This is a genomic window from Bradyrhizobium sp. CCBAU 45394 (assembly GCF_028128655.1).
GTDB lineage: Bacteria > Pseudomonadota > Alphaproteobacteria > Rhizobiales > Xanthobacteraceae > Bradyrhizobium > Bradyrhizobium diazoefficiens.
Genome location: NZ_LBIX01000012.1, coordinates 142,395 through 157,430, shown reverse-complemented (window position 1 = coordinate 157,430; position 15,036 = coordinate 142,395). Strand labels below are relative to the sequence as shown.

14 protein-coding genes are annotated in these 15,036 nt (G+C 63.7%); 6 read left to right on the top strand and 8 right to left on the bottom strand.

All coding sequences use genetic code 11. The features are described 5' to 3' along the window. Positions 1–56: 56 nt before the first annotated feature. Entirely contained in the window at positions 57–1,430 is a 1,374-nt protein-coding gene (locus WN73_RS07895; protein WP_271552258.1) for a leucyl aminopeptidase family protein, read from the top strand. Further along, the gene (locus WN73_RS07890; RefSeq protein WP_028173509.1) at positions 1,423–2,277 is read left to right on the top strand and encodes a C40 family peptidase; all 855 of its coding nucleotides are present in this window, start codon (positions 1,423–1,425) and stop codon (positions 2,275–2,277) included. The genes WN73_RS07895 and WN73_RS07890 overlap by 8 nt, the downstream gene beginning before the upstream one ends. A gap of 116 nt (positions 2,278–2,393) precedes the next feature. Here WN73_RS07890 and WN73_RS07885 read toward each other — a convergent pair whose 3' ends face one another. Beyond that, positions 2,394–2,642, bottom strand: coding sequence for a hypothetical protein (locus WN73_RS07885; protein ID WP_131234207.1), 249 nt, complete (start codon positions 2,640–2,642; stop codon positions 2,394–2,396). A gap of 286 nt (positions 2,643–2,928) precedes the next feature. Between WN73_RS07885 and WN73_RS07880 the strand changes: the two genes are divergently transcribed. Further along, a complete protein-coding gene (locus WN73_RS07880; RefSeq protein ID WP_028173510.1) occupies positions 2,929–3,210 on the top strand; it encodes a hypothetical protein in 282 nt (93 codons plus the stop codon). Between the two features lie 37 nt (positions 3,211–3,247). After that, complete coding sequence (locus tag WN73_RS07875) at positions 3,248–3,478, top strand: hypothetical protein (protein ID WP_028173511.1); 231 nt, start codon at positions 3,248–3,250, stop codon at positions 3,476–3,478. Between the two features lie 87 nt (positions 3,479–3,565). Here WN73_RS07875 and WN73_RS07870 read toward each other — a convergent pair whose 3' ends face one another. The 6 genes from WN73_RS07870 to WN73_RS07845 all read right to left on the bottom strand — a co-directional run bounded on the left by WN73_RS07870 (position 3,566) and on the right by WN73_RS07845 (position 12,080). Continuing rightward, on the bottom strand, positions 3,566–5,203 hold the full coding sequence (locus WN73_RS07870; RefSeq protein WP_028173512.1) for an ABC transporter ATP-binding protein: 1,638 nt from the start codon (positions 5,201–5,203) through the stop codon (positions 3,566–3,568). Positions 5,204–5,207: 4 nt separating this feature from the next. After that, entirely contained in the window at positions 5,208–6,386 is a 1,179-nt protein-coding gene (locus WN73_RS07865; protein WP_028173513.1) for an ABC transporter permease, read from the bottom strand. Next, complete coding sequence (locus WN73_RS07860; RefSeq protein WP_011084243.1) at positions 6,386–7,495, bottom strand: microcin C ABC transporter permease YejB; 1,110 nt, start codon at positions 7,493–7,495, stop codon at positions 6,386–6,388. The genes WN73_RS07865 and WN73_RS07860 overlap by 1 nt, the downstream gene beginning before the upstream one ends. A 2-nt stretch (positions 7,496–7,497) precedes the next feature. Next, a complete protein-coding gene (locus tag WN73_RS07855) occupies positions 7,498–9,384 on the bottom strand; it encodes an extracellular solute-binding protein (RefSeq protein ID WP_028173514.1) in 1,887 nt (628 codons plus the stop codon). A gap of 14 nt (positions 9,385–9,398) precedes the next feature. Beyond that, a complete protein-coding gene (locus WN73_RS07850; protein WP_028173515.1) occupies positions 9,399–11,315 on the bottom strand; it encodes an extracellular solute-binding protein in 1,917 nt (638 codons plus the stop codon). Between the two features lie 210 nt (positions 11,316–11,525). Continuing rightward, positions 11,526–12,080: a c-type cytochrome gene (locus WN73_RS07845; RefSeq protein ID WP_011084240.1), complete on the bottom strand. Its 555-nt coding sequence runs from the start codon at positions 12,078–12,080 to the stop codon at positions 11,526–11,528. A 220-nt stretch (positions 12,081–12,300) separates the two neighbouring features. On the opposite strand from WN73_RS07845, the gene WN73_RS07840 reads away from it, so the two are divergent. Both WN73_RS07840 and WN73_RS07835 read left to right on the top strand, forming a co-directional pair. Further along, positions 12,301–13,041: a 3-deoxy-manno-octulosonate cytidylyltransferase gene (locus tag WN73_RS07840; protein ID WP_028173516.1), complete on the top strand. Its 741-nt coding sequence runs from the start codon at positions 12,301–12,303 to the stop codon at positions 13,039–13,041. Between the two features lie 21 nt (positions 13,042–13,062). After that, positions 13,063–13,923: a prephenate dehydratase gene (locus WN73_RS07835; RefSeq protein ID WP_271552253.1), complete on the top strand. Its 861-nt coding sequence runs from the start codon at positions 13,063–13,065 to the stop codon at positions 13,921–13,923. A gap of 91 nt (positions 13,924–14,014) precedes the next feature. Here WN73_RS07835 and WN73_RS07830 read toward each other — a convergent pair whose 3' ends face one another. Beyond that, positions 14,015–15,028 (bottom strand): LLM class flavin-dependent oxidoreductase, encoded by a 1,014-nt coding sequence (locus WN73_RS07830; RefSeq protein WP_011084237.1) that lies wholly within the window; start codon positions 15,026–15,028, stop codon positions 14,015–14,017. Positions 15,029–15,036 lie beyond the last annotated feature (8 nt).

Sequence of the window (15,036 nt, the reverse complement as noted above, 5' to 3'; positions counted from 1 at the left end):
CTGCGAAGTCTCCCTCATCCGCATAACCAGCTTGATCTGACGACCTGGACCCGCCAATGCCTTCTGTCTTCGAGACGTCGCCAACCGCCATCCCGATCACCTTCGTCACCAAGTCGAGCTGGGATCAGGTCGCCGAGACGCTGCCGCCGGCGCAACGCCAGTTCGCCACGGCGAACGCCTTCGCCGCCAAGCCGGGCGGCTATCTCGCCCTGCCCGCCCCCGGCGGTACGATCGCGCAAGTGCTGTTCGGCCTCGAGGACGAGGGCGCAAGATCCCGCGACCTGTTCCGGCCGGGCGCCCTGCCCGGCCTGTTGCCGCCGGGCACCTATCGCTTTGCGAATGCACCGCACGATGCACGGCTCGCCGCACTCGCCTTCGCGCTCGGCTGCTACCGCTTCGCCCGCTACCGCAAGGCTGATGGCCCCGATGTCCGCCTGGTGCCGCCTGACGGCGTCGACGCCGTCGAGATCAGCCGCATGGCCGATGCCGCGATGCTGGCGCGCGACCTCATCAACACGCCGTCCAACGACATGGGGCCGGAGGAGCTCGCCGCAGCCGCCCAAGAGCTCGCCAGCGAATTCGGCGCGAGCTTTGCCTGCACCATCGGCGAGGATCTGAGGACGGATTTTCCGCTGATCCACGCCGTCGGCATGGCCTCGGACCGCGCGCCGCGGCTGATCGACATCGGCTGGGGCGATCCCGCCCATCCCAAGGTGACGCTGGTCGGCAAGGGCGTGTGCTTCGACACCGGCGGGCTCGACCTGAAGCCGTCGAGCGGCATGCTGATCATGAAGAAGGACATGGGCGGCGCCGCCAACGTTCTGGCGCTCGCGCGCATGGTAATGGACGCGAAGCTGAAGATCCGGCTGCGCGTGCTGATTCCGGCGGTCGAGAATGCGGTCGCCGGCAACGCCTTCCGCCCGCTCGACATTTTTACATCGCGCAAGGGGATCACGGTCGAGATCGGCAACACGGACGCCGAAGGGCGGCTCGTGCTCGCCGATGCCCTGGCGCTCGCCGACGAGGAGAAGCCCGACCTGCTGATCGATCTCGGCACACTGACGGGAGCTGCACGCGTCGCGCTGGGGCCGGATTTACCGCCCTTTTACACCAATGATGAGACGCTTGCCGCCGACGTCGCGCGCTGCGCCGTCAAGGAGAACGACCCGTTGTGGCGCATGCCGCTGTGGCCGGCCTACGATGCGTGGCTGGACTCCAAGACCGCCACCATCACCAACGCACCGTCCGGCGGCTTTGCCGGCTCGATCACCTGCGCGCTGTTCCTGCAACGCTTCGTCGACCAGGCCAAGAGCTGGCTGCATGTCGACATCTATGGCTGGACGCCGTCGGCGAAGCCGGCGCGCCCCGAAGGCGGCGAGTGCCAGGCCGCGCGCGCCATCTACACATTGCTGAGCGAGCGCTATGCATGATCCAGGACACGATCCAAGGCTGACACCGGCGCGGGCCGACCTCGCCGCCAAATATCTCGAAGGCAAGGTGCAGGCGGAGCGTTTCGTCACCGGCGAGGAATTCGAGGTGACGGACGCGATTGCAGCGGTGCGCGAACAGCCGTCCTCGGACGCGATGCTGATGACGGAGGCGCTGCGCGGCGAGCGCGTCACGGTCTACGATCGCAATGGCGAGGGCTGGGCCTGGGGCCAGCTGGGAAGTGACGGCTATGTCGGCTGGCTTCCCGATGCGGCGCTCACGAAGCCGACGGCCGCCCCGACGCACAAGGTCAGCGCGCTGCGGACGTTTGCGTTCCCGGGCCCCTCGATCAAGCTGCCGCCAGCCGGCACGCTCGTGATGGGATCGAAGATTGCGGTGGCGCGCGAGGACGGCAGCTTCGCGGTGATGCGCGACGGAGCTTATCTGCCGAAGGCGCATCTCGGCCCGCTCGATCATCGCGAGCCGGACTTCGTTGCGGTGGCCGAACGCTTCGTCGGCACGCCCTACCTCTGGGGCGGCAAGAGCAGCCTCGGCATCGATTGCTCGGGTCTCGTGCAGGTCTCGCTGACGGCGGCCGGCACCGGCTGCCCGCGCGACAGCGACATGCAGCAGGCCGGCCTTGGACGAGCCCTGGAGCCTCACGAGCAGAGCAAGCTGCAACGCGGCGACCTAATCTTCTGGAAGGGCCACGTCGCCATCGTCCGCGACGCCGGTACCATGGTTCACGCCAACGCGCATCATATGGCGACGGTGATCGAGCCGATCGAGCCGGCCATTGCACGGATCAAGCAGGCCGGCAGCGAGGTCGTGGCGATCAAGCGGCTCTAGGGCGTGTGCTCATAATTCACCGCTAATTTGCCGCGTCCGCTTTACTCTCCGAAGGCGACGTTGAAACCGGTATGGCCGAATGTCGGTCTTGGAAGCGGATCCGCATCTGATGGATGTCAGACGTCGCTATGTTGCTTGGGCACATTACCGGCGCTGGCCTTCGGCTTGGAAATCGGAGGGATGCAGCTGCCGAAGCGTGGATCGAGCGGATCGTAACGCGACTTTGTTCGCACGACGATATACAGCGCCGCCAGCGCGAAGGAACCGAGCAGCAGCAGCATCCACACAGGTGGCCTTGCGATCAAAAGCACCGTTGCTCCAACCAGTAGCAAGACAACGGTGCCAGAAGACAGCTTTGAAGCCATCACCGCCTCCGCGGTAAGCTCGACGGCCAGATATTACCGTGGATATCGACATATTTGAGCGAAGCGGGCTGCGACACTCCAGCGCAGAGAGAACCGGAAGTCTCGTACGTTCCCCAGGCTCATTTTCCAGGGAATACACGCACGATCATTCGGGCAACCCGTCACTCGAAAGGCAACCCGCCCCGGCTGATAGGCATCTCGCGGCGCAACTACGGAACAACGTTACAATTGGGAGAATTGCGGAACGAAACATGTCGTCAGTCTTTCTGCCTTTGGGAGGTGCCCCATGAGTTCTCAGGCCAGAGAAGGCGCGTGTGCGTTCGCTTGGCGGAACTACCTGCTGCTCCACAGCGGCATCAGCGAGAATGATAACAGGCGTTCCGCCCTCTATCGCTACATCGCCAGTCTTCGCGATACCGGCGAAGATGATTTCGATCTCCTGCAAGTCGCCGCAGTCGCCTACTTGAAAAAATTGGATGAATTGCATGACGACCAATGTGCGCGACTCGCGGCAGATCACGTTTTGGCCGAGTGTTTGGAAGCACGCAATTCACAACCCGAGAGGTGACTTTAGGCCATAACACCAGCGCGAAGGAGCGAACAGCATGGCAGACAAGACCGTTACTGCAAACCATCTCGCGGGCGACCCACAACGGCGCATCGCCGCAGCGACAGCAATCGGCATGAATGCCTTGATGCCGATGATCCACTTTCAGGTCTCAATGCTGAGGATGTGGGCCGATAGTATTGAGAAGCTCGCGGGCAATTACGAAAAGAAGTTGGAAGAAACAGCGACCACGGTCGAGGAACAATTAGACAAGGAACGCGCCGCGTAGATCAACCCGACTGGTAGGTGCGGCCCGCTTCGGCCACCAGCAGAAGCGTCCCTGGGGCTCGCGCTGTCGCGCGACCGGAATGCCGGGCTACGTCGCCACCGAGCCGTTCCCGGCCGTCTCCAGCCGGAAGGCTGCCGCGAACAGCGCGCGCGTGTAATCGCTCTTCGGGTTCTTGAACAGCTCGGCCGCCTGCCCCTCCTCGACCACCTTGCCGCCGCGCATCACGATCAGATGGCTGGCGAGCGAGGCGACGACGCGCAAATCGTGCGAGATGAACATGTAGGTGAGATCGCGCTTGCGCTGCAGCTCGCGCAACAGATCGACCATCTGCGCCTGGAACAGCATGTCGAGCGCGCTGGTCGGCTCGTCCAGCACGACGAAATCCGGCTCCAGCACCACCGCGCGCGCGATCGAGATGCGCTGGCGCTGGCCACCGGAAAACTCATGCGGATAGCGGTAGCGGGTGTCCGGTTTCAGTCCGACATCCTCGAGCGCCTTGACGACGCGCACCTCACGCTCCTCGCCCGACAGTTTCGGCTGATGCACGGTGAGGCCTTCGGCGATGATGTCGGCGACCGACATGCGCGGGCTGAGCGAGCCGAACGGATCCTGGAACACGATCTGCATGTCGCGCCGGAAGGGCCGCATCTCCTTGAAGCGCAGGCCCTGGATGTCTCTCCCCAGGAACACGATGCGCCCGTTCGAGGAGATCAGCCGCAGCAGCGCCAGCCCCAGCGTGGTCTTGCCCGAGCCGGATTCGCCGACGACGCCGAGCGTCTCGCCCTTGCGCACGGCGAGGCTGACGCCGTCGACCGCCTTGATGTGGCCGACCGTCTTGCGCATCAAGCCGCGCTTGATCGGAAACCACACTTTCAGATCGTCGGCCGACATCACCACCGGCGCATTCGGCTGCGGCGGCGCGGGATCCGGCTTCGGCTCGGCCGCGAGCAGGTCGCGCGTATAGGGATGCTTCGGCGTCTTGAACACCTGCTCGACCGGCCCCTGCTCGACGATCTCGCCGCTCTTCATGACGCAAACGTGGTCGGCGATGCGGCGCACGATGCCGAGATCATGGGTGATGAAGAGCAGGCTCATGCCGAGCCGCGCGCGGATCTCGGCGAGCAGCGCCAGGATCTGCGCCTGCACGGTGACGTCCAGCGCCGTGGTCGGCTCGTCGGCGATCAGCAGATCGGGCTCGTTGGCGAGCGCCATCGCGATCATCACGCGCTGGCGCTGGCCTCCAGAGAGCTGGTGCGGATAGCTGTTGAGCCGCGTCTCCGGATCGGGGATGCCGACCTGGGTCAGCAGCTCCAGCGTCCGCTTGCGCGCCAGCGCGTTGCTGGTGGGATTGTGCAGCTGGATGATCTCGCCGATCTGCGCCTCGATCGTGTGCAGCGGATTGAGCGAGGTCATCGGCTCCTGGAAGATGATGGAGATGTCGCTGCCGCGGACCTCCCGAATCTGCTGCTCGGACTGGTCGATCAGCTCCTGTCCCTTGAAGCGGATGCTTCCCGAGGGATGCGAGGCGTTCGGATAGGGCAGCAGCTTCAGGATCGAGAGCGCGCTCACGGACTTGCCGGAGCCGGATTCGCCGACCAGCGCCAGGCATTCGCCGCGCTTGATCTGGAACGAGACCTTGTCGACCGCGAGTGTCGTGGCGCCACCCTGGTGGAAGGCCACCGAAAGGTCGCGCACGGCAAGCAGGGGCTGGTTGATCGCGTCCATTGGCTTACCTGAACGTCTTGCGCGGATCGAAGGCGTCGCGCACGGCTTCGCCGATGAAGATCAGGAGCGACAGCATGATCGCGACCGAGAAGAAGCCGGAGAAACCGAGCCACGGCGCCTGCACGTTGGACTTGGCCTGTGACAGCAGCTCGCCGAGCGAGGGTGAGCCCGGCGGCAGGCCGAAGCCAAGGAAGTCGAGTGCCGTCAGCGTCATCACCGACGAGGAGACGATGAACGGCAGGAACGTCATGGTCGCGACCATCGCGTTCGGCAGCAGGTGACGGAACATGATGACCGGGTTGGAGACGCCGAGCGCGCGGGCGGCCTGGATGTATTCGAAGTTGCGCCCGCGCAGGAACTCGGCCCGCACGAGACCGACCAGCGAGACCCAGGAGAACAGCAGGAGAATGCCGAGCAGCACGAAGAAGCCGGGCACGAGGACCGAGGACAGGATCAAGAGAAGATAGAGCGACGGAATTGCCGTCCATATCTCGATGAAGCGCTGGAAGATGAGATCGACCCGGCCGCCGAAATAGCCCTGCACCGCTCCCGCTGCGATGCCGATGACGGATGAGATGATCGTGAGGCAAAGGCCGAACAGCACCGAGATGCGGAAGCCATAGATCAGCCGCGCCACCACGTCGCGCCCCTGGTCGTCCGTACCTAACCAGTTGTATTCGAGGTCGCGGCAGCTCTTCAGCCCCTTCTTCTCGACCACCGGCTTGCATTGCGCTTCGGTGAGCATCCAGGTCGGCGGCGACGGCGCCGGCGTCGGCAAGTCGAGATTGTGGGTGTCGTAGGAATAGCGGATCAGGGGCCAGACGATGGCGCCGCCCTTGTCCTTGATGAGCTTCTGCAAGTAGGGGTCGCGGTAGTCGGCCGCCGTCTCGAAATCGCCGCCGAAGGTGGTTTCCGAATAGGTCACGAAGGCGGGCCAATAGAGACGGCCGTCGAATTTGACCAGGAAAGGTCGATCGTTGGCGATCAGCTCGGCGAACAGCGAGATCACGAAGAGGGCGATGAATATCCAGAACGACCAATAGCCGCGGCGGTTGGCCTTGAAGTTCTGCCATCGCCGCCTGTTCAGCGGCGAAGGCGCGAACGGCTTGCGCGTGATCGGAACGATCTCGCCCAGCGGAGACTGGGTCGTGGTCTCGATCGGCGTCGGCGCGATAACCGTCATCAGACCTCCCGCGCCTCGAAATCGATCCGGGGGTCGATCCACATATAGGTCAGGTCGGAGATCAGGTTGATCACGAGGCCGACCAACGAAAAGATGTAGAGCGTGCCGAACACCACGGGATAGTCGCGGTTGAGCACGCTCTCGAAGCTCAGCAGCCCGAGCCCGTCCAGCGAGAAGATGGTCTCGATCAGAAGCGAGCCTGAGAAGAAGGCGTGGATGAAGGTCCCGGGGAATCCGGCGATCACGATCAGCATCGCATTGCGGAAGACGTGGCCGTAAAGCACCCGGCCCTCGCTGCAGCCCTTGGCGCGCGCGGTCATGACGTATTGCTTGCGAATCTCATCCAAAAACGAATTCTTGGTCAGGAACGTCATGGTGGTGAACGCGCCGAGCCCCATGGCGATCAGCGGCAGCGTCAGGTGCCAGAAATAATCGAGGATTTTCCAGTACCAGGGAAACTGCGACCAGCCGTCCGAAGTCAGTCCGCGCAGCGGGAACCAGTTAAAGAAGGAGCCGCCGGCAAACAGGATGATGAGGAGGATTGCGAACAGAAAGCCGGGAATGGCATAGCCCAGCACGAGAATGGTCGACGTCCAGGTGTCGAAACGCGTGCCGTCCTTCACCGCCTTGCGGATGCCGAGCGGAATCGAGATCAGATAGGTGATCAGCGTCAACCAGATGCCGAGCGAAATCGAGACCGGCAGCTTCTCCTTGATCAGCTGAATCACGCTGACGTCGCGAAAATAGCTCTTGCCGAAATCGAAGCGGGCGAAATTCCACACCATCAGCGCGAAGCGTTCCGGTGCGGGCTTGTCGAAGCCGAATTGCGCCTCCAGCTTCTTGATGAAATCAGGGTCGAGCCCCTGCGCGCCGCGATATTTCGAGTTGATGGAATCGCCGCCCGCGCCGACTTGCCCCGGGGCACGCTGCGCAAAGTCGCTACCGCCCGAAATGCGCGAAGTGCCGCCGGTATCGGCGCCGGAGAGTTGCGCAATCACGCGCTCGACAGGACCGCCAGGCGCGAACTGCACGACGACGAAGGAGACGAAGAGGATCCCGAGCAATGTCGGGATCATCAGGAGGATGCGGCGGGCGATATACGCGCTCATGATTATTTCGCCTGCTCGAGCTTGGCCGCCTTGGCGCGGTCGGACCACCAGATATCGGGAGCGCCTACGCCATTTGCGTAACGCGGCAGCTTCTGCGGATGACCGAATAGATCCCAATAAGCGAGCCGGTGCGTCTTGTTATACCACTGCGGCACCCAATAGCGGCCGGCGCGAAACAGCCGATCGAAGGCCCGGCAAGCGATCGTCAAGTCCTCGCGGTTGTCGGCCGCCATGATCTTCTCGATCATGGCGTCGATGGCCGGGCTGGCAACGCCGGCGAGATTGTACGAGCCCCTGGTGTTCGCAACCTGCGATGAGAAGAACGCACGCATGGCATCGCCCGGCGTCGCCGACATGCTGAAACGCTGGATCGTCATGTCGAAGTCGAAATCTTCCTGGCGCGCCTTGTGTTGCACGGCATCGACGAGGCGCACGCTCGCTTCGATGCCGAGCGTGCCCAGGTTCTTGATGTAGGGCGCATGGTGCGGCTGGAAGGAGGGCTCGTCCAGCAGGAACTCGATCCTGAAGACGTCGCCGTTCGGCAGCACCCGTTTGCCGTCCTTGATCGGCACGCCGGCCTCGCTCAGCAGTTGCTGCGCCTTGCGCAACAGGCTTCGATCCTGCCCGGAGCCGTCCGAGACCGGCGGCGTGAACGGTGCTGCGAACACTTCATCGGGAACCTGACCGCGAAACGGCTCCAGCAGCTTCAGCTCTTCCGGCGAAGGCGCGCTATCGCCCGCCATGAGATCGGAGTTCTGGAACGGCGATACCGTACGGGCATAGGCGCCGTACATGATGGTCTTGTTGGTCCATTCGAAGTCGAAGGCATTGATCAGGGCCTCGCGCACGCGCGGGTCTTTGAACTTCTCGCGCCGCGTGTTGATGAACCAGCCTTGCGCGCCGGACGGCGTGTCGTCGGGTACGGTTTCGAGCTTGACGCGATTATCTTTCACGGCCGGAAAGTCATAGCGTGTCGCCCAGATGCGGGAGGTGAACTCTTCGCGGTAAAGATAACTCTTGCCGGTAAAGCCCTCGAAGGCGACATCGCGATCGCGATAGAACTCATAGCGCACGACGTCGAAATTGTAGCTGCCGCGGCAAACCGGCAGATCGGCGGCCCACCAGTCCTTCACCCGCTCGTATTCGATGTAACGATTGACCTCGAACCTGCCGACCTTGTACGGACCCGAGCCCAGCGGAATCTCCAGCGACGTTTCGTCGAACGGGCGGGACGCATAGTACGCCTTCGAGAAGATCGGCAGGCTCGCGACATAGAGCGGCACGTCGCGCGCGCGTCCCTTGGCAAAGGTGACGACCAGCGTCGCGTCGTCGATCGCCTCCGCGCTGACCATGTCACGCATCTGCACGATGATCAGCGGATGGCCCTTGGTCTTCAGCGCCGTCAGCGAAAACGCCGCATCATGAGCAGTGAGCTTGGTGCCGTCGTGGAATTTCGCCTCGGGCCGCATCGTGAAGCGATAGACCAGCCTGTCCGGCGATATCCGCACGGATTTGGCGGCAAGGCCGTACATCGCGTCCGGCTCGTCGTTGGCGCGCACCATCAGCGGCACGAACGTCATGTCCATGCCTTGCGCGCCGTCGCCCTTCAGGATGAAGGCGTTGAGCGAGTTGAAGGTCTGATAGGACTGGTTGTACGCCTTCACCGACGGGATGAGCGAGAACGTGCCGCCCTTCGGCGCGTCCAGATTGACGTAGTCGAAATGACGGAAGCCGGCGGGATATTTGAGATCGCCGAATGCCGAAATGCCGTGCGCCTCGGTCCCCGCCTCCGAAGCACGCGCGCCGCGCAGCAGCGGTGCGCCAAGGGATGCACCGAGGGCGCCGCCGGCACCCAAAACAAGCACATGGCGGCGTGACATCTGCGTCATGCGGGAAATGTCCTTCACGACTTCTTTGCGATCCGCGCCGCCTTGTCTGCGTCGTACCACCAGATGAACGGGAAGCCGGACTGACCGTATCTGGGCAATTCCGACGGCCGGCCGAAGCGGTCCCAGCGCGCGGTGCGCACCTTCGTATAGGTCCACTGCGGCACGACATAGTGATTCCACAGCAGCACGCGATCGAGCGCCTTGGTCGCTGCGGCGAGATCGTCGCGATCCCTGGCGTAGATCACCCGCTCGATCAGCTTGTCGATCGCCGGATTCTTGATGCCGGCAATGTTGCGCGAACCGGCGATGTCGGCCGTCTTGGACGACCAGAATTCGCGCTGCTCGTTGCCCGGCGACTGCGACTCGCCCCACGAGTTGGTGACGATGTCGAAATCCCACTCGCGTGTCCTGTTCTCGTACTGGGTGGGATCGACCGTCCGCACGCTGACGGCGATGCCGAGCCGCTCCAGCGACGGCTTGTAGAACAGCGTGATCCGCTCGAAGCTCGGATCGGAATTCAGCAATTCCACGGAGAACTGTGTGCCGGTCTTGACGTCGATCAGCTTGCGGTCGCGCACCTCATAGCCGGCCTCCTTGAACAGGCGCAGCGCCTCGCGCAGATTGTCGCGAACGGCTTCCGGACTGCCGCCAACCGGATTGGCGTAGGCCGTCGTGAAGACTTCGGGCGGGACCTCGGAGCGGACGGTTTCGAGGATCTCGAGCTCCTTGCCCTGCGGCAAGCCGGTCGCCATGAGATCTTCGATGCCGTCGAAATAGCTGCTGATGCGCTTGTACTGGCCGTAGAATATCTGCTTGTTCATCTCCTCGAAATCGAACGCGTAGTTGAGCGCACGGCGCACGCGGGGATCGCTGAACTTGGCGCGGCGCAGGTTCGGCACGAAGGCCTGCATCACGCCCGAGCTGCGATTTGCGAACTCCTCGAGGATCACGCGCTTTTCGGTGACGGCCGGGAAGTCGTAGGCAGTCGCCCAGTTCTTGGCGCTGTTCTCGGTGCGCCAATCCACCTGGTCAGCCTTGAAAGCCTCGATCGCGACGGTGGCGTCGCGGAAATACTCGTAGCGCAGCTCGTCGAAATTGTTGCGGCCGACATTGGCGGGCAGGTCGCGGCCCCAATAGTCCTTGACGCGCTCGAGCGCGATCGATCGTCCGGCAACGAATTCCTTGACCCTGTAGGGGCCGGAGCCAAGCGGCACTTCGAGCGTGGTGGCGGAAACATCGCGCTTGCGGCCCTGCGCGTCCGTTCCCTCCCACCAGTGCTTCGGCAGGACCGTGAGCTGCCCGACAATCTGCGGCAGCTCGCGATTGCCCGGCGCGTCGAACACGAATTTGACCTCGCGCTCGCCGACCTTTTCGGCCTTCACCACATGACTGTAGTACGCCGAGTACATCGGATGGTGCTTCTTGAAGGAATCGAGCGAGAAGATCACGTCATCCGCGGTCACCGGCTTGCCGTCATGCCATTTGGCTTGTGACCGCAACCGATAGGTGACGAAAGAGAAATCGTCCGGGTGGCTGACGGCTTCGGCCAGCGCGCCGTATTCGGTCGAGACTTCGTCGAGCGCGGGCGTCAGTAGGGATTCGTAGATGAATGCGACGGCTCCGGAAACCTGGCCCTTCACACCGGAGACGACGATGTTGAAATTGTCGAACGTGCCGACCGCGATCTGGCGCGCGACCCCGCCCTTGGGCGCTTCCGGATTGACGTAGTCGAAGCGCTTGAAGTCGGCGGGGTACTTGACCTTTCCGAACAGCGACAACGCATGGCGCCAAGGGAACGCGCTTGAAGCCGCTTCTCCGGCAGATTGCGCCGCGGCCGTGCCGATGACGGGAACGCCCGCGACGGAACCGAGGGCGGGGAGCGCTGCAGCCGCAGTGCCGGTGAGCAGGAGATCGCGTCGGGTAATGGCCAAATCAACATTCCTGTCTTGAAGGAGGCTACTCCTTTAAGTTCCCAATATAGGCGAGGTTTCGACGGAATATGTTGCTTTTTCCTCATCTTGGTAGCCCGCCGCGCCATTCGCTGCGGCCAAACGCCCCGATAACGACCTCGCGAGGCCCGGATAAGGAAACGGCCAGGCTTTTCAGCCTGGCCGCATATTCCAAGACGGGTTTTTAAGGCCTTACTTCGACGCCGTCGGCAGCGGCTTGGGATGCTCCGACAGCGAATTCAGATAGGCGATGACATCGGCGCGCTCGGAATCCTTGGGAATGCCGGCGAAGCCCATCGCGGTGCCCGGGATGAAGCCCTTCGGATTGGCGATGAACTTGTTGAGGTCGTCGAACGTCCAGGTGCCGCCCTTGCCCTTCATGGCCGCCGAGAAGTTGAAGCCATTGCGGCCCTCGCCCCGTGCCTCGCCGACGACGCCATAGAGGTTCGGACCGACGCGATTCGGACCGCCCTTCTCGAAGGTGTGGCAGGCGCCGCACTTCTTGGCGGCGGCAGCGCCCTTCTCGACCGAGGCGGTCTGGAGCAACTTCTCAATGGGTTCGGAAGCCGCAGCGGCGGCGCCGCCTTCCTTGCCGTGGCCGGCGTCTTCCTTCACGGCGATCTCGAAGCCCGGCTTTTCCGGCATCTTGGGCGAGAACAGCGCATTCGCGGTGAAGCTCGTGACCAGCAGGATGAGACAGGTGCCGAGCACGGCACCGAGAATCTTATTGAGTTCGAAAGAGTCCATTTCCGGCCAGGCCCCACACCGCTGAGAAGGATTGAGCGGCCGGGCGGCCGCCAGGACGAGCCCCGGGAGAATCACACGTTCCTTGTCTTTCCCCCGAGTTTTGCCATTGAGATATCGGTTTGCCCGGGGTCTGGCAACCCGTATAAGCGACCCGGCTTTGAACCCGTCCCCACCCCATTTCTCGGCGCGGAAAACGCCCCGTTTCCAGGCTCTTGACCCGATGACCGATCCCCGCATCCTGGTGCTGATCCCGGCCCGCATGGCCGCCACCCGCCTGCCCGGCAAGCCGCTCGCCGATATCGCGGGCCTGCCGATGATCGTGCATGTGCTGCGCCGTGCGGAAGCCGCCGGCATCGGCCGCGTCGCTGTGGCTACCGACACGCCGGAGATCGCGGCCGTCGTAGCAGCCCATGGCGGCGAGGCCGTGATGACCCGCGCCACACACCCCTCCGGCTCGGACCGCATCCACGAGGCCATGCAGAAGCTCGACCCCGAGGGCAAGGCCGAGATCGTGATCAATCTCCAGGGCGATTTCCCGACAATCACGCCGCAGACCATCCGCGAGGTGCTGCCGCCCTTTGCCGACCCCGCGGTCGACATCGTGACCCTGGCCTCGCAGATCCACACCGAGGAGGAGGACCTCGCGCCGAGCGTCGTGAAGGCCGTCGGCTCGCCGATCGGGCCGCGGCGGCTGCGCGCACTATATTTCACCCGCGCGACGGCCCCTTACGGCAACGGACCGCGTTACCACCACATCGGCCTTTACGCCTACCGCCGCGCTGCGCTGGAGCGGTTCGTGTCGCTGCCGCCTTCGCCCTTAGAACTGCAGGAAAGCCTGGAACAACTCCGGGCGGTGGAAGCCGGCATGCGCATCGACATCATGATCGTCGACAGCGTACCCCGCGGCGTCGACACACCGCCCGATCTCGAAACCGCCCGCAGCATCCTTTCCAAATCCTGAGCCGCTGCTACAAGGCCGATCATGAGCAAGCTGAAAATCGCATTCCAGGGCGAACCCGGAGCCAATTCCCACATCGCCATCGTCGAGGCCTATCCCGACGCCGAGCCGATGCCCTGCGCCACCTTTGAGGACGCCCTGTCGGCGATCTCGTCGGGCGAGGCCGATCTCGGCATGATCCCGATCGAGAACTCGGTCGCCGGCCGCGTCGCCGACATCCATCACCTCCTGCCGGCCTCCGGCCTCTTCATCATCGGCGAATGGTTTCTGCCGGTCCGCCATCAGCTGATGGCGGTGAAGGGGACCAAGATCTCCGACATCAAGTCCGTCGAGAGCCATGTCCACGCGCTCGGCCAGTGCCGGCGCATCATCCGCAAGCTCGGCATCAAGCCGATCGTGCACGCCGACACCGCCGGCAGCGCACGCGACATCTCCGAGCGCAAGGACAAGACGGTCGCCGCGATCGCCTCGCGTCTGGCCGCAAATATCTACGGCCTCGACATCCTCGCCGAGGATATCGAGGACGAGGCCCACAACACCACGCGCTTCGTGGTGCTGGCGCGCGAGCCGAAATGGGCCGCGCAAGGGTCGGGCCCGCTGGTCACCACGTTTGTCTTCCGGGTGCGCAACTTGCCGGCCGCGCTCTACAAGGCGCTCGGCGGCTTTGCCACCAATGGCGTCAACATGACCAAGCTCGAGAGCTACATGGTCGACGGCAATTTCTTCGCCACGCAGTTTTATGCCGACGTCGACGGCCATCCTGAAGACAAGGGCCTCGCCTTCGCGATCGAGGAGCTGAAATTCTTCTCGCGCGAATTCCGCATCGTCGGCGTTTACCCGGGGCACCCGTTCCGCGCGACGTTCAGCGAGACGCAGCAGGATTGATGCCGTCGTTCCGGGGCACGCAAAGCGTGAACCCGGAACCTCGAGATTCCGGGTTCGATGCTTCGCATCGCCCCGGAATGACGGTGAGTGCTTACGCCGCCTTCGCCAATCCGAACGCCGCCGCCAGCAGCGAATACGACTTCTTTCGCGCCTCGTGGTCGTACACCGCCGTGATCACCATCAATTCGTCCGGCTTGCTGGAATCGATCAGCGGCTGGAGCTTCTTCTGCACGGTCGCAGGGCTGCCGACGAACAGGCGCGAGCGGTTGCGGGCGATCGAGATGCGCTCGGCGTCGGAGTAGGGATAGGCCAGCGCCTCCTCGACGCTCGGCAGCGGCAGATACTGGCCGCGGTCGCGGCGCAGGCGATTGAGGTCGAAGGATGTCGCGAGCTTTTCAGCTTCCTCGTCGGTCTCCGCCGCGATGACGGCGACGGCAAGGATCGCGTGCGGCGTGGCGCGCCAGGCCGAGGGCTGGAAGCGGTTGCGGTAATGCACCATCGCATCAATCGCATCATGGGACGCAAAATGATGCGCGAAGGCGAAGCCCATGCCGACTTGCGCGGCCAGTTCCGACGAATAATCGCTGGAGCCGAGCAGCCAGATCGGCGGCAGCTTGGTGTCGTCGGGCATCGCGACGACGTTGTTGTAGGGGTGCCCTGACGGAAATTCTCTCGTCTCCCACAAGATCAGTTCGTGCAGCCGCTCCAGAAAATCGTCGCCCTCGCGGCGATCGAGCCGGCTGCGCAGGGCGTAGGCCGTGGCACCATCGGTACCGGGCGCGCGGCCGAGGCCCAGGTCGATGCGGCCGGGAAACAGCGCCTCCAGCATCTTGAAGCGCTCGGCCACCACCAGCGGCGCGTGGTTGGGCAGCATTACCCCGCCGGAGCCGACGCGGATCTGCTTCGTCACCGCCGCGATCTGCCCGATCATCACGTCGGGCGCCGGGCTCGCGACGGAGGCGAGGTTGTGATGCTCGGCGAGCCAGTAGCGGACATAGCCGAGCCCATCGACATGCTTCGCCAGATCGATGCTGTTGCGCAGCGCCGCGGCGGGTTTTGTGCCTGTGGTGACGACGGAGAGGTCAAGGACTGAGAGCGGGATCATGGCGCGCT

Coding starts and splice junctions, on each gene's coding strand:
- WN73_RS07895 (WP_271552258.1), top strand. CDS start 57: ATGCCTTCTGTCTTCGAGACGTCGCCAACCGCCATCCCGATCACCTTC.
- WN73_RS07890 (WP_028173509.1), top strand. CDS start 1,423: ATGCATGATCCAGGACACGATCCAAGGCTGACACCGGCGCGGGCCGAC.
- WN73_RS07885 (WP_131234207.1), bottom strand. CDS start 2,642: ATGGCTTCAAAGCTGTCTTCTGGCACCGTTGTCTTGCTACTGGTTGGA.
- WN73_RS07880 (WP_028173510.1), top strand. CDS start 2,929: ATGAGTTCTCAGGCCAGAGAAGGCGCGTGTGCGTTCGCTTGGCGGAAC.
- WN73_RS07875 (WP_028173511.1), top strand. CDS start 3,248: ATGGCAGACAAGACCGTTACTGCAAACCATCTCGCGGGCGACCCACAA.
- WN73_RS07870 (WP_028173512.1), bottom strand. CDS start 5,203: ATGGACGCGATCAACCAGCCCCTGCTTGCCGTGCGCGACCTTTCGGTG.
- WN73_RS07865 (WP_028173513.1), bottom strand. CDS start 6,386: ATGACGGTTATCGCGCCGACGCCGATCGAGACCACGACCCAGTCTCCG.
- WN73_RS07860 (WP_011084243.1), bottom strand. CDS start 7,495: ATGAGCGCGTATATCGCCCGCCGCATCCTCCTGATGATCCCGACATTG.
- WN73_RS07855 (WP_028173514.1), bottom strand. CDS start 9,384: ATGACGCAGATGTCACGCCGCCATGTGCTTGTTTTGGGTGCCGGCGGC.
- WN73_RS07845 (WP_011084240.1), bottom strand. CDS start 12,080: ATGGACTCTTTCGAACTCAATAAGATTCTCGGTGCCGTGCTCGGCACC.
- WN73_RS07840 (WP_028173516.1), top strand. CDS start 12,301: ATGACCGATCCCCGCATCCTGGTGCTGATCCCGGCCCGCATGGCCGCC.
- WN73_RS07835 (WP_271552253.1), top strand. CDS start 13,063: ATGAGCAAGCTGAAAATCGCATTCCAGGGCGAACCCGGAGCCAATTCC.
- WN73_RS07830 (WP_011084237.1), bottom strand. CDS start 15,028: ATGATCCCGCTCTCAGTCCTTGACCTCTCCGTCGTCACCACAGGCACA.